Source organism: Curtobacterium sp. AC273 (genome assembly GCF_979253735.1).
Map to the genome: position 1 here is coordinate 21,082 of NZ_CEEDDU010000010.1, position 25,138 is coordinate 46,219.

Genomic DNA, 25,138 nt, shown 5'->3' on the forward strand with positions numbered 1-25,138 from the left:
ACCAAGATCGAAATGCCCTCTCTGGCGGAACCTCTTTCGGGGTCGAGTGGGTAGTGCGTCTGGTCCTTGAGAACTCAACAGCGTGCACATTGTCAATACCAATTCTATTGACCCCGTGACTCATCAGCTTGCTGGTGGGTTCGGAGACAATTCCTTTTGGATTGAAGATTGTCAGTAGACAGTCAACAGTCCAGAATCAACTCGCTGGCACTTCGGTGTTGGTTGTAATTTTTTACGGGAGAGTTTGATCCTGGCTCAGGACGAACGCTGGCGGCGGTTAACACATGCAAGTCGAACGATGATGCCCAGCTTGCTGGGTGGATTAGTGGCGAACGGGTGAGTAACACGTGAGTAACCTGCCCCTGACTCTGGGATAAGCGTTGGAAACGACGTCTAATACTGGATATGACTGCCGGCCGCATGGTCTGGTGGTGGAAAGATTTTTTGGTTGGGGATGGACTCACGGCCTATCAGCTTGTTGGTGAGGTAATGGCTCACCAAGGCGACGACGGGTAGCCGGCCCTGAGAGGGTGACCGGCCCACACTGGGACTGAGACACGGCCCAGACTCCTACGGGAGGCAGCAGTGGGGAATATTGCACAATGGGCGAAAGCCTGATGCAGCAACGCCGCGTGAGGGATGACGGCCTTCGGGTTGCAAACCTCTTTTTAGTAGGGAAGAAGGGAGCTTGCTCTTGACGGTACCTACAAGAAAAGAAGGACCGGCTAACTACGTGCCAGCAGCCGCGGCAATACATGTAGGGGGCAAGCGTTGTCCGGAATTATTGGACGTAAAGAGCTCGTAAGTGGTTTGTCGCGTCTGCTGTGAAATCCCGAGGCTCAACCTCGGGCTCGCAGTGGGTACGGGCAGACTTAGAGTGCGGTAGGGGAGGTTGGAATTCCTGAGTGTAGCGGTGGAATGCGCAGATATCAGGAGGAACTTACCGATGGCGAAGGCAGAGTCTCTGGGCCGTAACTGACGCGCTGAGGAGCGAAAGCATGGGGAGCGAACAGGATTAGATACCCTGGTAGTCCATGCCGTAAACGTTGGGCGCTAGATGCCTAGGGACCTTTCCACGAGTTTCTGTGTCGTAGCTAACGCATTAAGCGCCCCGCCTGGGGAGTACGGCCGCAAGGCTAAGAAAGAAAAGCTCAAAGGAATTGACGGGAGCCCGCACAAGCGGCGGAGCGATGCGGATTAATTCGATGCAACGCGAAGAACCTTACCAAGGCTTGACATACACCGGAAAACGGCCAGAGATGGTCGCCCCCTTGTGGTCGGTGTACAGGTGGTGCATGGTTGTCGTCAGCTCGTGTCGTGAGATGTTGGGTTAAGTCCCGCAACGAGCGCAACCCTCGTTCTATGTTGCCAGCGCGTTATGGCGGGGACTCATAGGAGACTGCCGGGGTCAACTCGGAGGAAGGTGGGGATGACGTCAAATCATCATGCCCCTTATGTCTTGGGCTTCACGCATGCTACAATGGCCGGTACAAAGGGCTGCGATACCGTAAGGTGGAGCGAATCCCAAAAGCCGGTCTCAGTTCGGATTGAGGTCTGCAACTCGACCTCATGAAGTCGGAGTCGCTAGTAATCGCAGATCAGCAACGCTGCGGTGAATACGTTCCCGGGCCTTGTACACACCGCCCGTCAAGTCATGAAAGTCGGTAACACCCGAAGCCGGTGGCCTAACCCTTGTGGAAGGAGCCGTCGAAGGTGGGATCGGTGATTAGGACTAAGTCGTAACAAGGTAGCCGTACCGGAAGGTGCGGCTGGATCACCTCCTTTCTAAGGAGCATCTGGTTCCAGCTTGCTGGGATCCAGGCGCCTAGTAACCCGAACGTGGTTGCCGGTAGCTCATGGGTGGAACATTGACAGTGCAGTCGGGAGTGAAGCTTCCGGTCGTAGTACATCCTGCTTGCAGGGTCGGAACAGGTCGGGGTGGAGCTGCTGGCTGGTGCACGTTGTTGGGTCCTGAGGGACCAGGCTTCCTGCCGCATGCCCGTGAGGGTGGTGTTGGTGGGGGTTGGGCTGCATGAGTCGTTACTGGCTTGTGGGTGTCCTTCGGTGGGCCACGTGAAGCTGGGCAGGTTTGCCTGGGGAGTGTGGTGCCGATCGTATGTTGAGAACTACACAGTGGACGCGAGCATCTTTTAGATCACTCGCGATGATGATCACCTTCGGGTGGTTGTTGTTGACGAGTTGGTCGCAATTTTAATCTTTGTGGTCAAGTTTCTAAGAGCAAACGGTGGATGCCTTGGCATCTGGAGCCGAAGAAGGACGTAGAAATCTGCGATAAGCCTCGGGGAGCTGATAATCGAGCTTCGATCCGAGGATTTCCGAATGGGGAAACCCCGCTGGGCGCTTTTGTGACCTGGGTGACTCCCGCCTGAATATATAGGGCGGGTAGAGGGAACGTGGGGAAGTGAAACATCTCAGTACCCACAGGAAGAGAAAACAACATGTGATTCCGTGAGTAGTGGCGAGCGAAAGCGGATGAGGCTAAACCGATCATGTGTGATAGCCGGCGGGCGTTGCATGGTCGGGGTTGTGGGACACGTCGCTCAGTTCTGCCGGATTGGGGCGGTTACAGCGCATCATAGTCGAACTGGTTGGAAAGCCGGGCCGTAGTGGGTGATAGCCCCGTAGACGAAATGGTGTTATGGCCGGATGTGTATCCCAAGTAGCACGGGGCCCGAGAAATCCCGTGTGAATCTGTCAGGACCACCTGACAAGCCTAAATACTCCCAGATGACCGATAGCGGACAAGTACCGTGAGGGAAAGGTGAAAAAAGACTCCCCGGAGGGGAGTGAAATAGTACCTGAAACCGTTTGCTTACAAACCGTCGGAGCCTCCTTGTAGGGGTGACGGCGTGCCTTTTGAAGAATGAGCCTGCGAGTTAGTGATATGTGGCGAGGTTAACCCGTGTGGGGCAGCTCGTAGCGAAAGCGAGTCTGAATAGGGCGATTCAGTCGCATGTCCTAGACCCGAAGCGAAGTGATCTATCCATGGCCAGGTTGAAGCGACGGTAAGACGTCGTGGAGGACCGAACCCACTTCAGTTGAAAATGGAGGGGATGAGCTGTGGATAGGGGTGAAAGGCCAATCAAACTTCGTGATAGCTGGTTCTCTCCGAAATGCATTTAGGTGCAGCGTTGCGTGTTTCTCGCCGGAGGTAGAGCTACTGGATGGCCGATGGGCCTCAACAGGTTACTGACGTCAGCCAAACTCCGAATGCCGGTGAGTAGAGCGCAGCAGTGAGACGGTGGGGGATAGGCTTCATCGTCGAGAGGGAAACAACCCAGACTACCAACTAAGGTCCCTAAGCGTGTGCTAAGTGGGAAAGGATGTGGAGTTGCATAGACAACCAGGAGGTTGGCTTAGAAGCAGCCACCCTTGAAAGAGTGCGTAATAGCTCACTGGTCAAGTGATTCCGCGCCGACAATGTAACGGGGCTCAAGCACACCACCGAAGTTGTAGATTTCGCACACTCGATAAGCCTTCGTGGTTCAGTCGTGCGGAGTGGTAGGAGAGCGTCGTGTGGCGAGTGAAGCGGCGGAGTGATCCAGCCGTGGACGCTACACGAGTGAGAATGCAGGCATGAGTAGCGAAAGACGGGTGAGAAACCCGTCCTCCGAAAGACCAAGGGTTCCAGGGCCAGGTTAATCCGCCCCTGGGTAAGTCGGGACCTAAGGCGAGGCCGACAGGCGTAGTCGATGGACAACGGGTTGATATTCCCGTACCGGCGAACAACCGCCCAAGCTAATCCAGTGGTGCTAAGAGTCCTAACCCGGTTCCAGCGGATCCCTTCGGGGTGATGCGGTCCGGTCCTAACGCTCGAACCCATGCTGGTGCGGTTAGCGTATGAACAGGTGTGACGCAGGAAGGTAGCTGAGCCAGGCGATGGTATCCGTAAGGTGAACCTGGTGTAAGGATGTAGGGCTGACGATAGGCAAATCCGTCGTCTGTGTGCCTGAGATCCGACGCGTACCCGTAAGGGGAAATCAGTGATCCTATGCTGCCGAGAAAAGCATCGACGCGAGGTTGCAGCCGCCCGTACCCGAAACCGACTCAGGTGGTCAGGTAGAGAATACCAAGGAGATCGAGATAATCGTGGTTAAGGAACTCGGCAAAATGCCCCGGTAACTTCGGGAGAAGGGGGCCGGACACGTGACCGGATTTACTCCGTGAGCGTTGAAGGCCGCAGAGACCAGTGGGAAGCGACTGTTTACTAAAAACACAGGTCCGTGCGAAGTCGCAAGACGATGTATACGGACTGACGCCTGCCCGGTGCTGGAAGGTTAAGAGGAGGGGTTAGCCTTTGGGCGAAGCTCTGAATTTAAGCCCCAGTAAACGGCGGTGGTAACTATAACCATCCTAAGGTAGCGAAATTCCTTGTCGGGTAAGTTCCGACCTGCACGAATGGCGTAACGACTTCCCAGCTGTCTCAACCGCGAACTCGGCGAAATTGCACTACGAGTAAAGATGCTCGTTACGCGCAGCAGGACGGAAAGACCCCGTGACCTTTACTACAGTTTGGTATTGGTGTTCGGAGTGGCTTGTGTAGGATAGGTGGGAGACTGTGAAGCGGGCACGCTAGTGTTCGTGGAGTCATTGTTGAAATACCACTCTGGTCACTTTGGATGTCTAACGTAGGACCCTGATCGGGTTCATGGACAGTGCCTGATGGGTAGTTTAACCGGGGCGGTTGCCTCCCAAAGAGTAACGGAGGCGCCCAAAGGTTCCCTCAACCTGGTTGGCAATCAGGTGGCGAGTGTAAGTGCACAAGGGAGCTTGACTGTGAGACTGACAGGTCGAGCAGGGACGAAAGTCGGGACTAGTGATCCGGCAGTGGTTTGTGGAAGCGCTGTCGCTCAACGGATAAAAGGTACCTCGGGGATAACAGGCTGATCTTGCCCAAGAGTCCATATCGACGGCATGGTTTGGCACCTCGATGTCGGCCTCGTCGCATCCTGGGGCCGGAGTAGGTCCCAAGGGTTGGGCTGTTCGCCCATTAAAGCGGTACGCGAGCTGGGTTTAGAACGTCGTGAGACAGTTCGGTCCCTATCCGCTGCGCGCGTTGGAAATTCTGAGAAGATCTATCCCTAGTACGAGAGGACCGGGATGGACGAACCTCTGGTGTGTCAGTTGTTCTGCCAAGGGCACCGCTGATTAGCTACGTTCGGACCGGATAACCGCTGAAAGCATCTAAGCGGGAAGCCGTCTTCGAGATGAGATTTCCATGCACCTTGAGTGAGAGGCTCCCAGCAGACTACTGGGTTGATAGGCCGGATGTGGAAGCGGGGACTAACGACCCGTGGAGCTGACCGGTACTAATAAGCCGAAGACTTGACAACACAACTATTTCCCACACCTTCGGGTGTGGGGCTCGCGTCCACTTTGTGGTTCCCGACAGACGATCGGGAACATGAAACTGAATACCGCGCCGACGCGCGGGACAGCTTTCTTGATCCGTAACAGGTCAAGTCGAAGGTGTTCCGGTGGTCATAGCGAGAGGGAAACGCCCGGTCACATTCCGAACCCGGAAGCTAAGCCTCTCAGCGCCGATGGTACTGCAAGGGGGACCTTGTGGGAGAGCAGGACGCCGCCGGACTCAATTTGCAACACCAGATGTGGCCATCGGCGCCTCCATCGAGAACTCGTAGGGGACTCCCTCGTTCTCGGGAGGCCGGTGGCCATTTCTGTTTCTGCCGCAGGTCACTCGACGTGCGCCCTGGTCCGTGATGGACTAGAGCGGAGCGCCGGGTGACTGGTGCGGCACCGACACAACGACACAGCGGACGATCGCACGGGTTCGAGCTCGTGCACGCAACGAGGAGCAACGGTGGCGAACGACGACGAGCAGCGACGGAACGACGGCGAGCGCGGAGACCGACCTCGGCGCGATGGCGACCGGTCTCCCCGGCGTGACGGCGGAGATCGTTGGTCGTCCGGCCCCCGTGACTTCGAGCGTCGTGAAGGCGAGCGGCGCGATGCGCCCCGTCGTGACGCAGATCGTCCGCGCACTGGTGGACCCGCTCGGGATGGTGGTCGCTCGTTCCGTGACGGCGACCGGTCCTTCGGCGACCCCCCCCCGTGACCGTCGTCCGGCGTGGCGCGGTGACCGTGATGAGTCGAGCCGGCCCTCCCGGGGGGACGGTCCTCGCGGTGCTGACCGTCCGCGTCGTGATGGGGATCGTCCGTTCCGTTCGGACCGTCCGGCTCGTGGTGGGGATCGTCCGTTCCGTTCGGACCGTCCGGCTCCGATGGGGATCGTCCGTTCCGTTCGGACCGTCCCGCTCGTGATGGCGACCGTCCGTACCGTTCCGACCGTCCTTCGCGTGACGGGGATCGTCCGTTCCGGTTCGGACCGTCCGGCTCGTGACGGTGATCGTCCGCGTCGCTGATGGAGACCGTCCGTTCTGTTCGGACCGCCCCGCTCGCGATGGAGACCGTCCGTACCGTTCCGACCGTCCTTCGCGTGACGGCGATCGACCGTACCGTTCCGACCGTCCTTCGCGCGATGGGGATCGTCCGCGTCGCGATGGGGATCGTCCGTTCCGTTCGGACCGCCCCGCTCGCGACGGCGACCGTCCGTACCGTTTCGACCGACCGGACCGCCCTGCCCGCGACGGTGATCGCCCCCGTCGCGACGGAGACCGCCCTCCGTTCCGTGGAGGATCGGACCGCCCGCGTGGCGACCGGCCGCAGCGCGACGGTGACCGTCCGTTCCGTGGCGGTTCCGACCGCGACCGCGGTGGCCGGGACGACCGCCAGCGCTTCGGCGACGGCAGCCGTCATCGCCGGCGCCCGCTTCGGCGAAGGCGCGCGACGACTGGGAGGACCGCGACCCGTACGGCACGAAGTCCATTCGCCCGCGTCACGAGGACCCGGAGATCTCCGAGGAGATCGACGGCGCGCGACCCTCGACAAGGTCGCGCCGCGCCGAAGACCCTCAGCAAGGACAACGCCAACCGGGCGGCCCGCCACCCTCGTCGCAGCCGCGATTTCTCGTCGACGACGACATCTGGAGACGCTGGCGAACCAGCACGCCCTCAGCGCCGCTCGGCGTGCCGGCCGGGTCGGTGTCGTGCGCGAGACCGGCCGCGATCACGGCCTACTCGCCTCGACTTCGCCAACGGCGCTCCGCGAGCTCCGGACCTACCGGCGCATCTCCGGTCGCAACGACCAGCTGCCGATGATGGTCGACTGCGAGCGTGGTCTCGGCCGTCCGGAGCGTGCGCTCGAGCTCGGGCGCTCGGTCGACCGTGCGGCAGCTGGACACGGCGTGGTGCGGAACTGGCGATCGCGATGTCCGGGGCCCGCCTCGACCTCGGGAATCCCGGTACAGCCGCGCACGGTGAGCTGGAGATTCCTACAGCTCGACCTCGTCCACCGCCTACACCTGGTCCCCGGCGCGCTCTACAGTGCTTACGCGGCCATCGCTCGAGGAGCTCGGCCGTCAGGACGAGGCCGACGAGTGGTGGGCCCGTGCCGATCGTGCTGCCGAGGCCCTGGCCGAGGTCGCCGACGAGAACGCCTTGGAGACAGTTGATGTGGTCGAGGAAGAAGTCGAAGGCTACGTCGACGATGCTCGGCGAGCCCGAGCTCCGACGGGCCCGAGTCCGACGAGCTCGAGTCCGACGAACCCGGCGAGCCTGACCAGCTCGAGCCGCTCGGAGACCCCGACCCCGAGCACGACGAGCCCGACGACGACCTCGGCGAGATCGACGACGACAACCCCGTCGACGTCGACGGCTCCGCAGCCGACTGACACCCCGAAGCCGCCGACGGCGACGGTGTGGACGTCGTCCTCACCGATCTCGACGGCGTCGTCTACCGCGGGCGCAACGCCATCCCGCACGCGGTCGAGGCGCTGACCCGCGCCCTCGCTGACAGCGCGTCGGGTACATCACGAACAACGCGTCCCGTCGCCTGGTCGACGTCGCCGAGCACCTCGAGCGCTACGGGCTCGAGGTGTCGGCGGACGACGTCGTGACCTTCGTCGCAGGCCGGCGTCCGGCTGCTCGAGACTCTCGTGCCCGCCGGGTCGACGGTCCTCGTGACTGGGGCCTCGGCCTGACGAGCATCGTCGAGGAAGCCGGGTTCACCGTGACGGCCAGTGCCGAGCTCCCCGGCGGCGGTCATCCAGGGGTTCTCGCCGGACCTCGGGTGACGCACCTCGCAGGCGGTCCTTCGCCCTCGCCGACCCGGACGTGCCCTGGGTCGCGACGAACATGGACTGGTCGATCCCGGTCGAGCGCGGCATCGCGCCCGGCAACGGCACGCTCGTGTCCGCCGTGCACCAGGCCGTCGGCCGGATGCCGGTCGTCGGGGAAGCCCGAGCGGCCCATCTTCGACGCGGCCATTGCCCGCTTCGGCGGTGAACACCCGCTGTTCATCGGCGATCGTCTCGACACGGACATCAAGGGTGCGAACGACGCCGGTATCCCGAGCGTGCTCGTGCTGACCGGCATCGACACGGCGAAGCAGGTGCTCGCGGCCGACCAGCGTTCGCGTCCGACGCACATCCTCGGTGACCTGCGCGGTCTCTCGAAGCCGTACCTGGTGACGATCCGGCGCGAGGACCCGGACGGCACGAAGTACGCGACGTGGTCGGCGACGTCACGGTCGCCATGCGCGGCCACGTCGTGCGCGTGCTGGACGACGGCGACGCCCTCGATCTGCTGCGTGCCGGCACGGCGCTCATCTGGGAGTCCGGGCTCGCGATCTACGGCCTCGACGTCGACCCGAAGCTGTACGGCGGCGAGTAGCGTGTCCCACGTGCCGGACGACGAGCAGGGAACCGACGACTTCGCGCAGCGCACCGCTGCGGTGGAGGCGCTCCCGCTGACCGAGCGCGCCGACGCGTTTGCCGCGCTGCACGACGAACTCCGGACACGGCTCGATAGCGGTGGCTCGGCGAGTGCCTGACGACCCCACGGTCGGACAGGACACCGCGCCCGTCCGGCTCGACGCGCTCCTCGCCGCGCGCGGGCTCGCGAAGTCGCGGACCGCTGCGGCCAAACTCATCCAGGCCGGGCGGGTGACCGTCGCCGGCACACCGGTGGTGAAGCCCTCCGCCGCGTTCGTGCCCTCCGCGGCGATCGAGGTCGACACGGTCGACGAGTGGGTCTCCCGCGCGGCCCGGAAGCTCGTCGGCGCGCTCGACACGCTCGGCGTCGACCTGACCGACCGCGTCGTGCTCGACGTCGGCGCCAGCACGGGCGGGTTCACGCAGGTCCTGCTGCACCGCGGGGCTCGTCGGGTGGTGGCACTCGACGTCGGCCACGGCCAGCTCGACCCGGCCGTGGCGCTCGACCCGCGCGTCGTCGTCGTCGAGGGTGTCAACGCACGCAACCTCACCGCCGCGGACTACGCGGCGCTCGATCCCGCCGCGGCGGAGACCAGCCTGGTGGTGGGGGACCTGTCGTTCATCTCGCTGCGCCTGGTGTTGCCCGCGCTGGTCGAGGCGGTCCCGGCGGACGACTTCGTCCTGCTCGTGAAGCCGCAGTTCGAGGTCGGGCGCACGGGTGTCCGCGAGGGCATCGTCCGTGACCCAGCGCTCCGGAACGACGCGCTCATGAACGTGCTCTGGGCGGCCTGGGACCTCGGTCTCGGCACGACCGGGCTCGCCGCGTCGCTGATCGTCGGCACGCACGGCAACCACGAGTACCTGGCGCGCTTCCAGCGGGATGTCGGTGCCAATCCGACAGAATGGATCGTCCGGGCGACAGAACTGACGGAAGGGACGGCATGAGCGACGACCGGCACATCCTCCTGGTGTCCCACACGGGTCGCCGTGACTCCATCGACGCCGCGGTCGAGGTCTGCGACCTCCTGCACGCGGCCGGCCTCGTGCCGGTGATGCCCTTCGACGAGTACGCCGACATCCGCCGTGCCGAAGCCTCGGTCGGCCAGGTCGACATCCTGGGGGTCGACATCCAGGCGGACCAGCTCGAGATCGTCATCGTCCTCGGCGGTGACGGCACGATCCTGCGCGCCGCCGAACTCGTCCGGGGCACCGGTGCCCCGATCGTGGGCGTGAACCTCGGCCACGTCGGCTTCCTCGCCGAGAGCGAGCGGGACGGCCTGACCTCGACGGTCGAGCGGGTCCTCGCCGGCGAGTACCACGTCGAGGAACGCGTGATCTTCCAGGTCGACGTGGTCGTCGGGCAGAAGGTCGCTCTACACGTCCTGGGCGCTCAACGAGGCGACGATCGAGAAGGCCTCGCGGGAGCGCATGCTCGAGGTCGTGACCGAGGTGGACGGGCGCCCGTTGTCGTCCTTCGGCTGCGACGGGGTCGTCATCTTCCACGCCGACCGGGTCCACGGCCTACTCGTTCTCCGGCGGCGGTCCCATCGTGTGGCCGGACGTCGACGCGCTGCTCATGGTGCCGCTCAGCGCCCATGCCCTGTTCGCCCGTCCGATCGTGGTGGGCCGGACCGCGTCCTCGCGGTCGAGGTCCTGCGGCGGACGAGCGGCGTCGGAGTGCTCTGGTGCGACGGCCGGCGGACGGCACGACCTGCCCCCCCCCCCCCCCGCCCGGCGCTCGTGTCGAGGTGCGCGGTCGCCGGACCCGGTGCGTGTCGCGCGCCTCAAGGACGCTCCGTTCACCGATCGGCTCGTGGCCAAGTTCCAGTTGCTCCGTCGCCGGGTGGCGCGGCCCGCAGCAGGACGACGAGGACCAGCAGTGATCGCCGAGGGCTGCGAGGTCGCGCTGTGATCGAGGAGATCCAGATCTCCGACCTCGGCGTGATCGGTGAGACCACGCTCGAGCTCGGCCCCGGCTTCACCGTCGTGACCGGCGAGACCGGTGCGGGGAAGACGATGATCGTCACCGCCCTCGGACTCCTGCTCGGTGCCCGGGCCGACGCGACCTCGGCCGTCGCGGTGCATCGAGCGCCGTCGTCGAGGGCCGCTGGCACGTGCCGGACCACGACGCCGTCGCCGAGCGCGTCGAGGACGCCGGCGGCACGGTCGAGGACGGCGAACTCATCCTGACCCGCACCGTCTCGGCCGAGGGCCGCAGCCGGGCCACGGTCGGCGGCCGGAGCGCCCCGGTGGCGGTGCTCGGCGAGCTCGCCGACCAGCTCGTCACCGTGCACGGGCAGTCGGACCAGATCCGCCTGACCTCGGCGACCGCCCGGCGTGCGGCGCTCGACGGCTTCGGTGGTTCCGCGCTCGAGAAGGTCCTGCGGCGGTACGTCTCGGCGTACGACACGCGGCAGCACACGGGCGACCTCGAGACCCTCACCCGTGACCGTGACGACCGCCTGGCCGAGGCCGAGCGGCTCCGCGCGGCGTCGGACGAGATCGAAGCCGCCGACCCGCAGCCCGGCGAGGACGTCGAGCCCGGCGAACGCGCCGATCGCCTGGGCAACCTCGAGGAACTCCGGCCGTCCGCCGGGCTCGCCCACGAAGCGCTGGGCGTCGAGCGAGTCCCTCGACGGTGTGCAGGACGTGGTGGGGCTCGTCGAGGCCCGCCCGCCGGGCGATCGAGCGTGTGGCCGGCTCCGACGCGGCTCTCCAGCCGGTGCTCGAACAGCTGACGGAGCTCGGGATCCAGGCGAGCGAGGCCTCGGCGAGCCTGTCGAGCTACATCGGGTCGCTCGAGCCGGATGCCGGACACGACCTCGAACTCATCAACGAGCGTCGAGCGCTCCTGGCCGGGCTGACCCGCAAGTACGGCGACACCATCGACGACGTCATCGCGTACGGACAACGCGCGAGCGACCGCCTGCTCGAACTCGACGGTGACGACGACCGGATCGTGGCGCTGCAGGCGGCGGTCGAACAGGACGAACAGGCACTCGCGGCCGCCGCCGCCGCCCTCACCACAGCCCGTACGAAGGCTGCGACGGACCTCGCGAAGCGCGTGACGGCGGAGCTGAAGACCCTCGCGATGGCCGGTGCGACCCTGGTGGTCGAGGTCACCGACGCCGGCGAGTACCGGCGGCACGGACGCGACCAGGTGTCGATCCTGCTCCAGCCGCACTCCGGCACGGATCCGCGGCCGATCAGCAAGGGCGCCTCGGGTGGCGAGCCTTCACGCGTGATGCTCGCGATCGAGGTCGTCATGGCCGGCAGCACCACCGTGCCGACGTTCGTCTTTCGACGAGGTCGACGCCGGGGTAGCGGCGCCGCGGCGATCGAGATCGGGCGGCGGCCGGCGAAGCTGGCGGAGCGCACGCAGGTCATCGTCGTCACGCACCTGGCGCAGGTCGCGGCGTTCGCGAACAACCACCTCAACGTCGTGAAGGACGCCAGCGGTGCGGTGACCTTCGTCGAGACGTGCGGCGGCTCGAGGGCGAGGAGCGCCTGCAGGAGATGGCGCGGCTGCTCTCGGGGCTCGGGGACAGCGCCAGCGGCATCGAACACGCGCGCGAGCTGCTCGACGTCGCCGGCCAGAAGGCCTGACAGACGGACAGACCGACAGACGGACACGGACAGGCGGACAGGCGGACAGACGGCCGGAAGGCGGGGCCGAGCGGGGCCCGAACACCCGGCCACCCGCCCGCGCAACGCCCAGGGCGAACCGAGGTCGCGCCTCCCGGCAGTTCTGACGTACGATGGAATCCCGTGGCGGACACTCTCAGCAGCGGTACCCAGGCAAGCACCCAGAACTCGAACACCCCGACCCCGAAGGTGACGAAGCAGATCTTCGTGACCGGCGGGGTCGTCTCGTCTCTCGGCAAGGGCCTGACGGCCGCGAGCCTCGGCAACCTCCTCACGGCACGGGCCTCAAGGTCGTCATGCAGAAGCTCGACCTGTACCTCAACGTGGACCCGGGCACGATGAACCCGTTCCAGCACGGCGAGGTCTTCGTGACCGACGACGGGGCGGAGACGGACCTCGACATCGGGCACTATGAGCGCTTCCTCGACATCAACCTGTCGCAGTCGGCCAACGTGACCACCGGTCAGGTGTACTCGACGGTGATCGCCAAGGAGCGTCGCGGCGAGTACCTCGGCGACACGGTCCAGGTCATCCCGCACATCACGGACGAGATCAAGCGTCGGATGCGCGAGCAGGCGCAGAACGACCCGCAGCCCGACGTCATCACCGAGGTCGGCGGCACGGTCGGCGACATCGAGTCGCAGCCCTTCATCGAGTCCGCTCGTCAGGTGCGGCATGAGCTCGGCCGCAACAACGTCTTCTTCGTGCACGTCTCGCTCGTGCCGTTCCATGAACGCCTCGGGCGAGCAGAAGACGAAGCCGACGCAGCACTCCGTCGCCGCGCTCCGCTCGATCGGCATCCAGCCCGACGCGCTCGTGCTGCGGTCGGACCGCCCGGTGTCGGAGTCGAACAAGCGCAAGATCGCGCTGATGTGCGACGTGGACGAGGACGCCGTGGTGAACGCCGTGGACGTCCCCTCGATCTACGACCTGCCGACGCTGCTGAACAACCAGGGCCTCGACCAGGTCATCGTCGACGCGCCCTGGCTCGACGCCGGTCCGGTGGACTGGACCGCGTGGACCCCGGTCCTGCGTGCCGTGCACGAGCCGAAGAAGGCCGTCACGATCGCGCTGGTCGGCAAGTACATCGACCTGCCCGACGCGTACCTGTCCGTCACCGAGCGCTCCGCGCAGGGCTTCGCGCACGACGCGAAGGTCACGCTGAAGTGGGTCGTGTCGGACGACTGCACCACGCCCGAGGGTGCGGCGAAGCAGCTCGGCGACGTCGATGGCATCTGCATCCCGGGCATTCGGGGTGCGCGGCATCGAGGGCAAGCTCGGCGCGCTGAAGTTCGCGCGCGAGCAGGGCATCCCGACGCTCGGCCTGTGCCTCGGCCTGCAGTGCATGGTCATCGAGTACGCCCGGCACGAGGTCGGCCTGACCGACGCGTCGAGCACCGAGTTCGACCCGGAGACCTCGACCCCGGTCATCGCGACGATGGCGGAGCAGGTCGACATCATCGCCGGTGGCGACCTGGGCGGCACGATGCGCCTGGGCCTGTACCCGGCGTCGTTCACGGAAGGCTCGCTGGCGGCGGAGCTGTACGGCGCGCCCGAGGCCTCCGAGCGGCAATTCGTGGCCACCGCCAGCGAGGTGAACAACAAGTGCGCGTCAAGGAGCAGATCGTGGACGCCGGCCTGGCCTTCGGGCACGTCGCCCTGACTGCACTTGGTCGAGCTATGTCGAGCTGCCGCGCGACGTGCACCCGTTCTACATCGCCACGCAGGCGCACCCGGAAAGCTCCGCTCGCGTCCGACCGACGCGCACCCGCTGTTCGCGGGGCCCGTCGTCGCCGCGATCGAGCGGCACGAGGCGCAGTCCAGCCTCTTCGACCCGCAGACCGAGGAGCAGGTCGCGTAAGCGCCGGTCCCCACGGCCGGACGGGGCGAGCGGCGCCAAGCTGGCACCGCGCCTCCCGACCGCTCCTGGGGTCAGCGCCGCGTCAGGGGCGCGTGCCAGGATGGGGACGTGACTGACGCGCCCCTTCCTCCGACGAATCCGCCTTCCTTCGAGGTCACCGACTCCACCGTCGTCTACGAGGGGGCGGTGTGGGACATCCGTCGTGACACCATCGCCTACAACGGCGACTCGATGGTCCGGGAGTACGTGGACCACACGGGCGCCGTCGCCGTGTACGCCGAGGACGACGAGGGCCGCGTCCTGGTGATCCAGCAGTACCGACACCCCGTGCGGCTGCGCGACTGGGAGCTGCCCGCGGGCCTGCTCGACATGGAGGGCGAGGACCACCTCACCGCCGCACAGCGCGAGCTGGGTGAGGAAGCCGACCCCGAGGCCGACAATGGGAGCCGCTCGTTCGCTACAACACGTCGTCGGGTGGCAGCGACGAGTTCATCCAGATCTACCGCGCGCGCGGAGTGCGTGCGACCGCGTCGGCGTTCGAGCGCGAGGCCGAAGAGGCCGACATCGTGACGCGGTGGGTGCCGCGCTCCGAGGTGATCGACGGGATCTTCGCGGGTCGGCTCAACAACTCCGCCCTTCGTCGCCGCGCGGCCCTCGCCGTCGAGGCGATCGAGCAGCGCGCGGGAAGCGGAGCGGGCGAAGTCGGCTGCGCAGGGGCTGCGGGACTGCTGCTCGACGTCGGGACGTCGGACGCACGAGCCGGAAGCGGTGACGCTCGACGGCGACGTCCTGGTGGTCACCGCGGTCGATGGCAGCGATGCCTGGCGGACCACCTCGTACGGGTTCGTGCACGACTCCTAGCACGCGTTGCTTGCAGCCGATCGCCGGACGGTCCTCGGTCGAGGTGTCGTTCGTCCTCGACTACACGGAGCAGTTCGACCAGGCCGGGGTGTTCCTCCGCGTCGACGACCACACGTGGATCAAGGCGGGGGTCGAGTTCTCGGACGGCGTGCCGCAAGCTGGGTGCGGTCGTCACGCGGGAGTTCTCGGACTGGTCGGTGGCGCCTGTGGCCGAGTGGGCCGGACGCGTCGTGACGGTCCGAGCGAGTCGTGACGGCGACGCCGATGATGGTGCGGGCGTGGGCGGAGGGCGAGGAGCTGCGGCTCGTAGTGGGTCGCGTACCTCGACCTGGATGCCGTGGTGTCGGCGGGGCTGCTGTGCGCCGCGCCGACGCGGGCCGGGCTGACCGTGGCGTTCACGGGGTACCGGGTGGGCGAGCCGGACGGGTCGCTGCACTGAGCGGGTGGGGTCGCTCTCGGTGAGGGTTCGGTCGTTCTGCGGCTAGCCTCGTGACGTGATGCCCCTCGACCGCGCGACGGAGACGTACCTGCGGCACATCGCGATCGAGCGTGGGCTCTCGCAGCACACCCTGTCGGCGTACCGGCGCGATCTCGCCGATGTTCGCCGACTGGTTTGAGCGATGGCACTGGTCGTCGACCTCCGACGGGCCAGACCGAGCCGGGGGCGCGGCCGCTGCTTCGACGACGTCGTGCCCGGATCGCCCGCGCTGACCTCGCGGGGTTCGTCGAGATACCTTGGCGACCCGGCCGTCGGGCCCCCTCGCACGGCGGTCGATTGCCCGATGCTCAGGCTCCGTCCGGTCGTCCACGGCGCTCGCCGCCGCGGCGGGCTGGCTCCCGCTCGACCCCGGCGCGTCCAGTGCGACCGCCGAAGGTCTGCGATGTGGCTGCCGAAGGCGATCTCCGTGCACGACATGGAGCGGCTGCTCGGGAGCGGCGGGTGACCTCCTCGACGACGACCCCGTGCAGCTGCGCGACCGGGCCCTGCTCGAGCTGCTCTACGCCACGGGGGCGCGCATCTCCGAGGCGGTCGGCCTGTCGGTGGACGACGTGACGACGCTGTCGGACGACTCGGCGCCGGATGCTGACGGGCCTCGCCGTGGTGAAGGCTCACCGGGCAAGGGCAACAAGCAGCGCGTGGTGCCGCTCGGCAGCTTCGCCCGGGCGGCGATCGATGCGTACCTGGTGCGGGGCGCGACCGGTGTTCGCCGCGCGGGGAACCTCCACACCGGCACTGTTCCTCGGTGCTCGGGGAAGCGCGGCTATCGCGGCAGAGTGCCTGGCTCGTGATCCAGGCGGCGAGCGGTCACGCGCCGAGCTCGCCGACCACGTGTCGCCGCACACCTTCCGGCACTCGTTCGCGACGCACCTGCTCGAGGGCGGGGCCGACGTGCGGGTCGTGCAGGAGCCGCTCGGGCACGCGAGCGTCGCGACGACGCAGATCTACACGATGGCTGACGGCGGACATGCTCCGGCGACGTGTACCAGACGTCGCACCCGCGGGCGCGGCGGTAGCTGGCGCGGGCGGGCGCCGCTGTCGTGCGTCGAGCGTCCTCGCGTCGAGGGAGCAGGAATCGTCGTGCTGGTCTCGATCGACCTCGGACGATTTCTGCGCCCTCGACGATCGTCCGCGCGGGCGAGCGACGACTCAGGAACAGGTGGAACTGCGTCGATGCAGCCACCGCGGCCGTCGCCACGGCCACGACGAGGGCGCTCGCCGAAGCGCTGCGGGCGACGACTCGCCAGCCGCCCGTCGCTACCCGGACGGAGCAATCCCGACGACCCCGCAGAAGAGCGCCGCGAACACTGCGCTGCAGAGCGCCCCCAGGGGTTGAACAATGACCGAGGCCGCCGCCAGCAGGACCGCCAGCGACGAGAACACGCTGACACGGTGCACCCGCGAGCCGCCGGACGCCCACGACACGGTCTGCACCACCGAGGGCTGGACGGAGAACGACGGCCCGACCGGCGTCACGACAACCGGCACGATCGACTCCGCGCGGCTCGGCAGCACGCGGGTCGCCGCTCCCCCAGGCGTGACCGTCCCACCAGCGCAGGCGACTGGCGTGTACTTGCGGGTCCGGGAACCAGCCGGCGGCCGGCAGTGTCACTGGTGCTCCTCGAGGTGCGGCGGATGGTGCTCCTCGACGCTACGGGTGCGCGAGGAGCCGCCACAGTCCCATCCCGGGTGCCGGCAGGGTAGGGGGACCGTCAGTCGTCCGAGGCGACCACGACCGACACCCGGCGCGCGCTACGGTCGATCACGACGAACTCGTGGAAGCCGTTGCCGCCCGTCACCCAGCCGTAGTCGTGCTCGCACTCGGGACCGGGGTCACGCAGCCGGTACAGGGCCCTGAAGCCGAGTCCGTCGATCACGTCGTCGAGGCCATGGACGACCTCCTCGGGCTGCCGGAAGTCCGGGGTCGGGTCCAGTCCTGCTCGGCCGACCACCTCCCGGATGACACGGCCGCCTTCGGCGACGGCTGTCCGCTCGAACGAACCGGCGGTGATGCTCTGCAGGGTCCACCGTCCGTGCACGGCGACGTGGCCGTCGGTGTTGCGCCCGGGGAACGGCGCCGCGTAGTCGTGCGCCACGTTCCAGTCCGCCGAGAGCAAGCGAACTGGAGTACTTCGTCGCCGGACACCTCCGCCGAGCCGGTCAGGCTGAAGTGGGTTCGTTGCACCCACATGCGGGTGCCCGCGCGCGAGGTGGACGAGGTTCGGACCCTCCAGCACGACCCCCACGGCCGCGACCTGGTCGGTCAGGCCGGGACGGGCGCCGCGTCGACCTCGGTGAAGACGTCCTTCACCGCGGCGAGCAGCCGGGCGTTGAAGTCGACGCCGAGCTGGTTCGGCACGCGTGACGAAAGCACGGTGTCGGCGGCACGGACGGCCTGGTCTCGCCGCGAGCTCCGCGACGAGGTCCTCGGGCGACCCGATGTACGAGCGGCCGAAGCGGGCGAGTCCGCCGTCGAGGTGTCCGACCTGGTCCTGCCCCTCGACCTGGGCTCGGACGCCGAAGTAGTGCCGGGACTCGTCGTCGATGATCGGGATGATGCTGCGCGAGACGGAGACGTGCGGGGTGCGCTCCCAGCCCGACTCCGCCCACACTCGACGGAAGCGCTCGATCTGCTCGGCCTGCAGCTCGTCGAACGGCACGCCGGTGTCCTCGGTGAGGAGCGTCGACGACATGAGGTTCATGCCCTGCTCAGCGGTCCACTCCGCGGTCGCGCGGGAGCCCGCGCCCCACCAGATGCGGTCGCCGAGGCCGTCGGAGAGCGGCGAGATCGGCAGGACCTTGACCGAGCCGGTCATCTGCGGGTTCGCGTTCGCCATCGGCTCGCCGAAGATCGCGCGGCGGAACACGTCGGTGTGCGACCGCGCCATGTCGCCGCCGTTCTCGTCGGAGGCGTCCGGCACGTAGCCGAACTGCTGGTAACCGGCGAGGGTGGTCTCGGGTGACCCGCGGGAGACGCCGAGCAATTGCAGTCGTCCGCCGGAGATCAGGTCGGTCGCCGCGGCCTCCTCTGCCATGTAGAGCGGGTTCTCGTAGCGCATGTCGATGACGCCCGTGCCGATCTCGATGCGGCTGGTGCGGGCGGCGATCGCCGAGAGCAGGGGAACGGTGCCGGCCGGCTGCGGCGCGAAGTGGTGCGGACGCGGAAGTAGAGTCGTCCACGCCCGCCTCCTTCTGCGGCGACCGCGAGGTCGATTGCCTGCACGAGCGCCTCACGCCCGCTGCGCACCTTCGACCCCGGTACGTCGCGCCAGTGTCCGAATGACAGGAACCCGATCTTGGTCATGTCGATACGAACGCATCCGACGCCGGAGCCATTCCTCGCGACTACCGTGTCCGGCATGGACGACCCCCGCGCGGCTCTCGACGCCGAACGCACGCAACGAGTGGCTCCTCGCCGACGTCGAGCGGAGCATGCGCGACGTGAGCGACGCCCGGCAGGACGCCAACTCGGACGACGAGCAACGACCCGGAGGGCGCGACGCTGGCGTGGGAGCGTGGTTCGCTCGGGGCGGTCCGTGACGACGCGCGCGAGCGGATCCGTCTGGTCGACGCCGCGCTCGCGCGGCTCGACGCGGGCACCTACGGGCGGTGCGCCGTCGGCGGGGAGCCGATCCCGGAGGCCCGTCTCGCCGCCGTCCTGCTGGGCCGCGACGTGTGTTGCACACGCATGACGCGCCTCCAGGCTGTCACGACCTGACGGACGGGAGGCGCGAGTCGGCGCCGTCACGCACCTCCCGTCATGCGCACCCGTGTGTCCACCGCGTGCGCCGCGGATTCCCAGCCGGGAGCCCTACCGTTTCGGCATGGAAGGCGACCCGGAACGAGCGAGCCGTCGAGTCCGGCCTGATGACGCTCCTCGTCAGCGCTTCCAGTGGTTCGCACCTCGATGCGCGCCTGGATCCGACGCGCGTCTCCGTACGTGCACCTCTTCTACAAGGTGCTCATCGGGATCGTCGGCGGGCTGGTCGTCATCATCGGACTGATCCTGGTGCCCCTGGCCGGGCCCGGGCTGGCTTCGCTCGTATTTCATCGGTCTGACCGTCCTGGCCAGCGAGTTCCACTTCTTCCACAAGATCATCGTGTGGCTCAAGGCGGCAGCTGCACCGCTTCTGGGACTGGGCGAAGCGGCACGGACCGAAGCGTCTGCGTGACGCCGCCGACTGGGGCAAGGCCGACGTCGACGCTGCGCACACCGGCGCCGCGCGGATCGTCGGGTGCGCGCTCGCGCTCGCGGGACGAACTCGGCGCGGCCGGGGCACTAGCCATCAGCTGGTGCGAGGCTGATCACTCCGTGCGGCTGCTGTGGCCTCGCACCATGTGGTCAACCTCGCACCAAACGGGTGCCGGACGGCGGGTGCCGGGCGGCGGGGTGCCGGACGGCGGGCGCGCTCTAGTCGGTGGGGGCGACCCGGATCGTGCCGGTGGCGGTGCGCTCGACGGCGGCCGGCGCGGCCGCCTCCTCGACGGTGGCGGCCTCCTTCGACGTGAGTTGCAGCACGAGGGCGACGACCGCGGCGAGGACGATGAACCCGCCGTACCCGGCGATGACGGGCACCGAGGCCGATCGAGGGCTCGAGCAGGCCACCGATGACGGCGGGGACACCGAACGCCAGGTAGCTCACGACGTAGATCGTCGACAGGAGCCCCGCGCGGTGGGTCAGGGCCGCGGTCGCGAGCAGCACTTCGGAGCGGCGCCTGGAACCCGGCACCGAAGCCGACGCCGGCGATCGCGCTGCCGATCACCAGGCCCGGCAGGAGGAGTGCCATCACGAACGCGACGGTGACGACCGGTCCGAGCACGAGGGCGACGAGGCCGATCAGCACGGCCTTGCGGGCGTCCATCCGCCGGATCGTGAGCCCGGTGAGCGCACCGACACCGGTGACGACGGCGATGAGCGCGCCGGCGGCGAAGTGGTTCTCGATGCCGAACACGGCGCCGAGGGCGGACGGGACGAGTGACAGGAACATCCCGCCGAGGGCCCAGCTGGCGACGAGGGAACCGGCCACGCTGCGGAACAGGCGACGCGAGGTCCGGGGCACGCTGATGCGCGGGCGCAGGGAACGGAGCGCCCGGGTCGGGGTGACGCGCTCGGGGACGACCACGAGCGCGATCACCATGAGGACGAGCAGGGCGCCGAAGAGGACGTACACGAGCTGTTCGGGCGCGGGACCCCACTCGACGAGGGCGCCGCTCGACAGTGCTCCGGTGGCGAGGGTGATCGGCGGGATGACGCCGTTCAGCACGCCGGCCAGCGCGGGGTGCCGCTCGAGCGAGTTGTCGATGAGCGCGGCACCGAGCGCGCCGATGAGCAGACCGACCGAGACGCCCTGCACGATGCGGTCGACGATGAGCGCGCGACGCCGTCCGCCACGGCGAACAGACCGAGGGAGAGGCGACGCCGAGCCCGCCGACGACGAGCACCGGCTTCCGACCGACGTGGTCGGAGAGGCGACCGGCGACGAGCAGGCTCGCGAGCAGTCCGGCGACGTAGATCGCGAAGACGCCGGTGAGCATGAGCGGGGTGAGGTGCCACTCAGCGGCGTACACGGGGTAGATCGGCGACGGGACCGCCGACGAGGCGACCGAGACCAGGAGCATCGCCGCGAGGATCCAGAACCCGGCGACCAGAGCGAGCTGGATTGCGCCATGGGCGCCCCTTCCTTCGTGCGCCTCGGGACGCTGATGTACGACTGCATTGGTACAGGAGATGGCTGTACGACGCAAGTCGTACTGTGAGGGGAACGGTAGAGCGTCCCGTCCATGCCCGCGCACGTGGAAGCCCCCGAACACCCGCCGCAACCGTCGGTGGCGGAGATGGACCTCCCGGTCGTGATGGACGCCCTGAGCGACCCGATCCGGCTCGCGATCCTGCACCGCTACCTGGTCGACGCCGCCGGCGGATCTGCAGCTGCGGCTGGGTCGGCATCGACCGGCCGAAGTCCACGCTGACGCACCACTTCCGCGTCCTGCGCGAGGCCGGGCTCCTCGAACAGCACCAGGAAGGGCTCACCCGCTCGAGCCGCGCCCGCATCGAGGACGCCGAGCAGCGGTTCCCCGGTCTGCTCGACCTCGTGTTCGCCTGGCAGGTCCCCGCGGCCCTGATGCGCGACGAGGTCCCCGCGTGAGCGGCGGACCGGCCCTGGTGCACACCCTGCCGACGATCGTCGCGGAACCCGCGGTCACCGAGGCGCTTCGTCACGACCTCACCGCCGCCGGCTTCACCGTCGACCGGCTCGACGCGCTCTGGGGCGCGGAGGCAGCCGCGTCGCTGCACCGCGGCTCCGGCGTCGCCGCGCTCCGTGCCCTGGGTGGGCGCGACACCACCCCGCTGAGCACCCTCGCCACCCTGTTCGTCCTCGGCCTGCCGGCGCCCGGCGCCGACGCCGCGGCGGCCTTCCCCGAAGCCGGACTCGACGCCGCCGTCGCGGCCGGCCTCGTGCGCTACGGCGTCACGGCCGACGCGGTGCACCCCGCGGTCGACCTCCGCCCCTACGCCTTCGTCGACGACCTCGGCGCCGGCAGCTGGTGGATCGTGTCCGACCTCGGGGAGCTCGCGCTCGGCACGGCCCTCGGCGAGGAGCACGTCCTCGGCATCGGCGGTGCCACCACGACGCTGTCCGGCCTGCAGGTCCCCGTGCCCGTCCGCCGGGTGCTCGACCTCGGGACCGGCTGTGGCATCCAAGCCATGCACGCGCGGCGCTTCGCCGACGAGGTCGTCGCCACCGACATCTCCCGTCGTGCGCTCGACATCGCCCGGTTCAACGCGCAGCTGAACGGCATCGACGGCATCGACTTCCGGTTCGGTTCGCTGTTCGAGCCGGTCACGGGGGAGCGCTTCAACCGCATCGTCTCGAACCCGCCGTTCGTCATCACCCCGCGCCGCGAGGGCGTGCCCTCGTACGAGTACCGCGACGGCGGCATGGTCGGTGACACCCTGGTCGAGACCGTGCTCCGGGGCCTCGCGGACCACCTCGAGCCCGGCGGGACCGCCCAGCTGCTCGGCAACTGGGAGTACCGCTGGGGCTCCGACGGGCTCGACCGCGTGCGCGCCTGGTTCGCCGACACCGGGCTCGACGTCTGGGTCATCGAACGCGAACGCCAGGACCCCGCCGCGTACGCCGAGACGTGGATCCGCGACGGCGGTACGAAGCCCGGCACCGCCGAGTTCGACGGTCTGGTCGACGCGTGGCTCGACGACTTCCACGATCGGCGGGTGACCGGCGTCGGCTTCGGCTACGTCGTGGTCCGGAAGCCACGGCCGGGAGGCACGTCCTGCCTCCGCCGCTTCGAGCGCGTCCCCGAGACGCTCGGCTCCAACCCCGCGGGGCTCGGCGCGACCGTCGCCCGGGTCCTCGACGCCGCCGCCTGGCTCGGCGCGCACGACGACGAGGCGCTCGCCGCGGCGCACCTCCGCGTCGCCGGTGACGTGACCGAGGAACGCTTCTACTGGCCGGGCAACGACGACCCCACGGTGATGACGCTCGTGCAGGGCGGCGGGTTCGGCCGACGGGTCGACGCGGACACGGCGCTCGCCGCGTTCGTCGGTGCGTGCGACGGTGACTTGTCCGTCGCGGCGATCATCGGCGCGATCGCCCAGATCACCGGGGCGGACGAGGGGGCGCTGACGGCGGACCTGCTGCCACGCGCCCGTGACCTCGTGCTCGACGGCTTGCTGCTCCCCGCCTCGACTCTGCCCCCGCCCGCAAAACGCAACTGTGGCGGTTGCTCGCAGGGCTGTGTCGCTGCGAGCAACCGCCGACGTTGCGTTTTGCGGAAGGGGCGGGGCGGGGCGGGGCGGGACCGGCGGGCGGGCGTCAGGCGCGGTGGTTGCGCCAGGTGTGCTCGGGGCGTAGCCGAGCAGCTCGCGCGCCTTCTCGGAGGACAGCAGCGAGCTGACGCCGTCGATGTCCGCGCGGCGCTCGATGTCCGGCACGAACTGCTCGACGAGCTCGATCGTCGGGGTGTCCATGACGGTGTCCGGGCTCGCGATGACGAACGCCTCGAAGCCGGTGAGCTCCGCCTCGAGCGACTTCCGGACGGCCTGGGCGCCGTCCCGTGAGTCGATGTACGACCACAGGTTGAAGGTCTTCGCCTCGGGGCTGGCGTCCCACGGGAACGCCGGGTAGTCCGACTCGTCCATGACGTTGGAGAACCGCAGGCCGATCATCTTCAGCTCAGGGTCCCAGCGGGTGAAGTGGCGAGCCATCTCCTCCTCCACGGCCTTGCCGAGGGAGTACGAGGACTGCGGGCGGACCGCGAAGTCCTCGTCCACCGGCAGGTACGGCGGGTGGTGCTCGCCCATCGGGATGCCGAGCAGGGTCTCGCTCGACGCCCACACGACGTTCTTGATCTTCGCGGCCCGTGCGGCGTGGAAGACGTTGATCGACGACGTCACGTTGTTCGTGATGAGGGCGACGTCGGGCACCTGCCCGGGAGCCGGGACCGCCGCCAGGTGCACCACCGCGTCGACGTGGTCGTACCGGTCGTCGACGCCGAGCAGGACGTTCAGGACCTGGCCGTGGTCGGTCAGGTCGGTGCGGACGAACTGGACCCGCTCGGGCTTGTCGGGGGAGGGCACGCGGTCGACCAGGACCACGTCGTACCCGTGCGCATCGAGGTCGCGCACCACCGCTCGTCCGAGCTTGCCGCTGCCACCGGTCACCACTACACGCGTCATCGCGTCACTCCACATCGTCGTCGGGAGCCCCATCTTGCCGTGCGCGCCCTGGACGCAACCAGGCACTGGCGGTACCTGCCCGTCGGGGCTCGCCGCGCCTCCCGGCTAGGCCGACGCGACCGTCTGCGCGATCGCGAGCCGCGCGACCAGCTCGACGTGCTGCGCCATGTCGCGCGTCGGGTCGTACAGCCACTGGATCTGCATGCCGTCGGACACCGCGAGCAGCACGCTGGTCAGCTCGACGGGGTCGACGTCGGCGCGGAGCCGACCGTCCTCCTGCATGGCGCGGAAGTCGGCGGAGAGGTCGCGCCGGCTGCGCTCGTAGCGTTCGCGGAAGTACTCGTGCGCCGGGTGCTCCGGGTCGGTCGCTGCAGCCGCGGACAGGTTCACGAACATCTGCACGAGCCCGGGAACCTCGGTGTTGTGCCGACGATCGCCGCCAGCAGGGCAGCGGGGTCCTCGGCGTGCCAGTCGTGCGCGAGGTCGATCTCGTCACGGCGCCGGAGGATCTCGACCCAGAGCTCGTCCTTCGAGTCGAAGTAGTGCAGGAGCCCGGCCTGGGTCAGGCCGACCGCGTCGGCGATGTCCTTGATGCTCGTGCGACGGAAGCCCTGCTGCGCGACGAGGTCGAGCGCGACCGTGAGGATCTCCTCGCGCTTCGCGATGCCCTTCGCGTACGAACCCCGTCGTGCCATGGCAGGACCCTACCGCCCGCCGTCGATCCGCAAAACCTAGCGGTAGTTGGTTTTGGTGGTACGGTG

General features: G+C 67.8%; 17 protein-coding genes, 3 rRNA genes and 8 pseudogenes. 18 read left to right on the plus strand and 10 right to left on the minus strand.

Annotated elements, in window-relative coordinates:
• The first annotated feature begins 232 nt into the window (after positions 1-232).
• The 4 genes from ACZ8AI_RS17940 (at position 233) to ACZ8AI_RS17955 (ending at position 7,552) form a co-directional block, all read left to right on the plus strand.
• Positions 233-1,785, plus strand: a 16S ribosomal RNA gene (locus ACZ8AI_RS17940).
• Between the two features lie 437 nt (positions 1,786-2,222).
• A 23S ribosomal RNA gene (locus ACZ8AI_RS17945) occupies positions 2,223-5,354 on the plus strand.
• Between the two features lie 140 nt (positions 5,355-5,494).
• Positions 5,495-5,611: ribosomal RNA gene (gene rrf / locus ACZ8AI_RS17950) — 5S ribosomal RNA — on the plus strand.
• Together the 16S, 23S and 5S rRNA genes form the textbook arrangement of a ribosomal RNA operon.
• A 1,119-nt stretch (positions 5,612-6,730) precedes the next feature.
• Positions 6,731-7,552 carry a hypothetical protein gene (locus ACZ8AI_RS17955; RefSeq protein WP_464859293.1) on the plus strand — a complete coding sequence of 274 codons (822 nt, stop codon included), beginning with the start codon at positions 6,731-6,733 and terminating at the stop codon, positions 7,550-7,552.
• A gap of 24 nt (positions 7,553-7,576) precedes the next feature.
• Here ACZ8AI_RS17955 and ACZ8AI_RS17960 read toward each other — a convergent pair whose 3' ends face one another.
• Positions 7,577-7,861, minus strand: a complete 285-nt coding sequence (locus ACZ8AI_RS17960) for a hypothetical protein (RefSeq protein ID WP_464859294.1) — start codon at positions 7,859-7,861, stop codon at positions 7,577-7,579.
• A 131-nt stretch (positions 7,862-7,992) separates the two neighbouring features.
• Between ACZ8AI_RS17960 and ACZ8AI_RS17965 the strand changes: the two genes are divergently transcribed.
• From ACZ8AI_RS17965 to ACZ8AI_RS18015, 11 genes and pseudogenes are all read left to right on the plus strand, one after another.
• Positions 7,993-8,931 carry an HAD hydrolase-like protein gene (locus tag ACZ8AI_RS17965; RefSeq protein WP_464859295.1) on the plus strand — a complete coding sequence of 313 codons (939 nt, stop codon included), beginning with the start codon at positions 7,993-7,995 and terminating at the stop codon, positions 8,929-8,931.
• Positions 8,924-9,757, plus strand: coding sequence for a TlyA family RNA methyltransferase (locus ACZ8AI_RS17970; protein WP_464859296.1), 834 nt, complete (start codon positions 8,924-8,926; stop codon positions 9,755-9,757). The genes ACZ8AI_RS17965 and ACZ8AI_RS17970 overlap by 8 nt, the downstream gene beginning before the upstream one ends.
• Positions 9,754-10,695 (plus strand): annotated as a pseudogene (locus ACZ8AI_RS17975) (NAD kinase). The gene ACZ8AI_RS17970 and the pseudogene ACZ8AI_RS17975 overlap by 4 nt, the downstream one beginning before the upstream one ends.
• A gap of 25 nt (positions 10,696-10,720) precedes the next feature.
• Positions 10,721-12,418: pseudogene (gene recN / locus ACZ8AI_RS17980) on the plus strand (DNA repair protein RecN).
• 162 nt (positions 12,419-12,580) lie between these two features.
• A pseudogene (locus tag ACZ8AI_RS17985) lies at positions 12,581-14,318 on the plus strand (CTP synthase).
• Positions 14,319-14,426: 108 nt separating this feature from the next.
• Positions 14,427-14,888, plus strand: coding sequence for an NUDIX domain-containing protein (locus tag ACZ8AI_RS17990; RefSeq protein ID WP_464859297.1), 462 nt, complete (start codon positions 14,427-14,429; stop codon positions 14,886-14,888).
• Positions 14,889-15,189: 301 nt separating this feature from the next.
• Complete coding sequence (locus ACZ8AI_RS17995) at positions 15,190-15,432, plus strand: DUF1349 domain-containing protein (protein ID WP_464859298.1); 243 nt, start codon at positions 15,190-15,192, stop codon at positions 15,430-15,432.
• A 244-nt stretch (positions 15,433-15,676) separates the two neighbouring features.
• Positions 15,677-15,796, plus strand: coding sequence for a site-specific integrase (locus ACZ8AI_RS18000; protein WP_464859299.1), 120 nt, complete (start codon positions 15,677-15,679; stop codon positions 15,794-15,796).
• 165 nt (positions 15,797-15,961) lie between these two features.
• Positions 15,962-16,123 carry a hypothetical protein gene (locus ACZ8AI_RS18005; RefSeq protein WP_464859300.1) on the plus strand — a complete coding sequence of 54 codons (162 nt, stop codon included), beginning with the start codon at positions 15,962-15,964 and terminating at the stop codon, positions 16,121-16,123.
• Between the two features lie 19 nt (positions 16,124-16,142).
• Positions 16,143-16,469 (plus strand): tyrosine-type recombinase/integrase, encoded by a 327-nt coding sequence (locus ACZ8AI_RS18010; RefSeq protein ID WP_464859301.1) that lies wholly within the window; start codon positions 16,143-16,145, stop codon positions 16,467-16,469.
• Positions 16,470-16,509: 40 nt separating this feature from the next.
• Positions 16,510-16,575: pseudogene (locus tag ACZ8AI_RS18015) on the plus strand (tyrosine-type recombinase/integrase); the annotation flags it as partial.
• Positions 16,576-16,935: 360 nt separating this feature from the next.
• Here the strand turns inward: ACZ8AI_RS18015 and ACZ8AI_RS18020 are convergent.
• The 4 genes and pseudogenes from ACZ8AI_RS18020 to ACZ8AI_RS18035 all read right to left on the minus strand — a co-directional run bounded on the left by ACZ8AI_RS18020 (position 16,936) and on the right by ACZ8AI_RS18035 (position 18,982).
• The gene (locus ACZ8AI_RS18020) at positions 16,936-17,154 is read right to left on the minus strand and encodes a hypothetical protein (protein WP_464859339.1); all 219 of its coding nucleotides are present in this window, start codon (positions 17,152-17,154) and stop codon (positions 16,936-16,938) included.
• 58 nt (positions 17,155-17,212) lie between these two features.
• Positions 17,213-17,290 (minus strand): annotated as a pseudogene (locus ACZ8AI_RS18025) (DUF2510 domain-containing protein); the annotation flags it as partial.
• 100 nt (positions 17,291-17,390) lie between these two features.
• Positions 17,391-17,795, minus strand: coding sequence for a hypothetical protein (locus tag ACZ8AI_RS18030; protein ID WP_464859302.1), 405 nt, complete (start codon positions 17,793-17,795; stop codon positions 17,391-17,393).
• Between the two features lie 146 nt (positions 17,796-17,941).
• Positions 17,942-18,982 (minus strand): annotated as a pseudogene (locus ACZ8AI_RS18035) (LLM class flavin-dependent oxidoreductase).
• A gap of 751 nt (positions 18,983-19,733) precedes the next feature.
• Between ACZ8AI_RS18035 and ACZ8AI_RS18040 the strand changes: the two are divergent.
• Positions 19,734-19,850, plus strand: a complete 117-nt coding sequence (locus ACZ8AI_RS18040) for a hypothetical protein (RefSeq protein ID WP_464859336.1) — start codon at positions 19,734-19,736, stop codon at positions 19,848-19,850.
• 133 nt (positions 19,851-19,983) lie between these two features.
• On the opposite strand, the gene ACZ8AI_RS18045 is transcribed toward ACZ8AI_RS18040, so the two are convergent.
• Together ACZ8AI_RS18045 and ACZ8AI_RS18050 are read right to left on the minus strand one after the other, a co-directional pair.
• On the minus strand, positions 19,984-21,033 hold the full coding sequence (locus tag ACZ8AI_RS18045; RefSeq protein WP_464859303.1) for an MFS transporter: 1,050 nt from the start codon (positions 21,031-21,033) through the stop codon (positions 19,984-19,986).
• 64 nt (positions 21,034-21,097) lie between these two features.
• Positions 21,098-21,298: pseudogene (locus ACZ8AI_RS18050) on the minus strand (MFS transporter); the annotation flags it as partial.
• 134 nt (positions 21,299-21,432) lie between these two features.
• On the opposite strand from ACZ8AI_RS18050, the gene ACZ8AI_RS18055 reads away from it, so the two are divergent.
• Positions 21,433-21,825: an ArsR/SmtB family transcription factor gene (locus ACZ8AI_RS18055; protein WP_464859304.1), complete on the plus strand. Its 393-nt coding sequence runs from the start codon at positions 21,433-21,435 to the stop codon at positions 21,823-21,825.
• The gene (locus ACZ8AI_RS18060; RefSeq protein ID WP_464859305.1) at positions 21,822-23,759 is read left to right on the plus strand and encodes a DUF7059 domain-containing protein; all 1,938 of its coding nucleotides are present in this window, start codon (positions 21,822-21,824) and stop codon (positions 23,757-23,759) included. The genes ACZ8AI_RS18055 and ACZ8AI_RS18060 overlap by 4 nt, the downstream gene beginning before the upstream one ends.
• Before the next feature lie 138 nt (positions 23,760-23,897).
• Here ACZ8AI_RS18060 and ACZ8AI_RS18065 read toward each other — a convergent pair.
• The 3 genes and pseudogenes from ACZ8AI_RS18065 to ACZ8AI_RS18075 all read right to left on the minus strand — a co-directional run.
• Positions 23,898-24,410: pseudogene (locus tag ACZ8AI_RS18065) on the minus strand (NAD-dependent epimerase/dehydratase family protein); the annotation flags it as partial.
• Between the two features lie 72 nt (positions 24,411-24,482).
• Complete coding sequence (locus ACZ8AI_RS18070) at positions 24,483-24,773, minus strand: TetR family transcriptional regulator C-terminal domain-containing protein (protein WP_464859337.1); 291 nt, start codon at positions 24,771-24,773, stop codon at positions 24,483-24,485.
• Positions 24,764-25,072 carry a TetR/AcrR family transcriptional regulator gene (locus ACZ8AI_RS18075; RefSeq protein WP_464859306.1) on the minus strand — a complete coding sequence of 103 codons (309 nt, stop codon included), beginning with the start codon at positions 25,070-25,072 and terminating at the stop codon, positions 24,764-24,766. Before ACZ8AI_RS18075 ends, ACZ8AI_RS18070 begins: the two co-directional genes overlap by 10 nt.
• Positions 25,073-25,138: the final 66 nt, after the last annotated feature.

Excerpts from the sequence above, each read along its gene's own strand:
- ACZ8AI_RS18000 (WP_464859299.1), top strand. The coding sequence starts at position 15,677 with ATGCCCCTCGACCGCGCGACGGAGACGTACCTGCGGCACATCGCGATC.
- ACZ8AI_RS18070 (WP_464859337.1), bottom strand. The coding sequence starts at position 24,773 with ATGTTCGTGAACCTGTCCGCGGCTGCAGCGACCGACCCGGAGCACCCG.
- ACZ8AI_RS18005 (WP_464859300.1), top strand. The coding sequence starts at position 15,962 with ATGCTCAGGCTCCGTCCGGTCGTCCACGGCGCTCGCCGCCGCGGCGGG.
- ACZ8AI_RS18075 (WP_464859306.1), bottom strand. The coding sequence starts at position 25,072 with ATGGCACGACGGGGTTCGTACGCGAAGGGCATCGCGAAGCGCGAGGAG.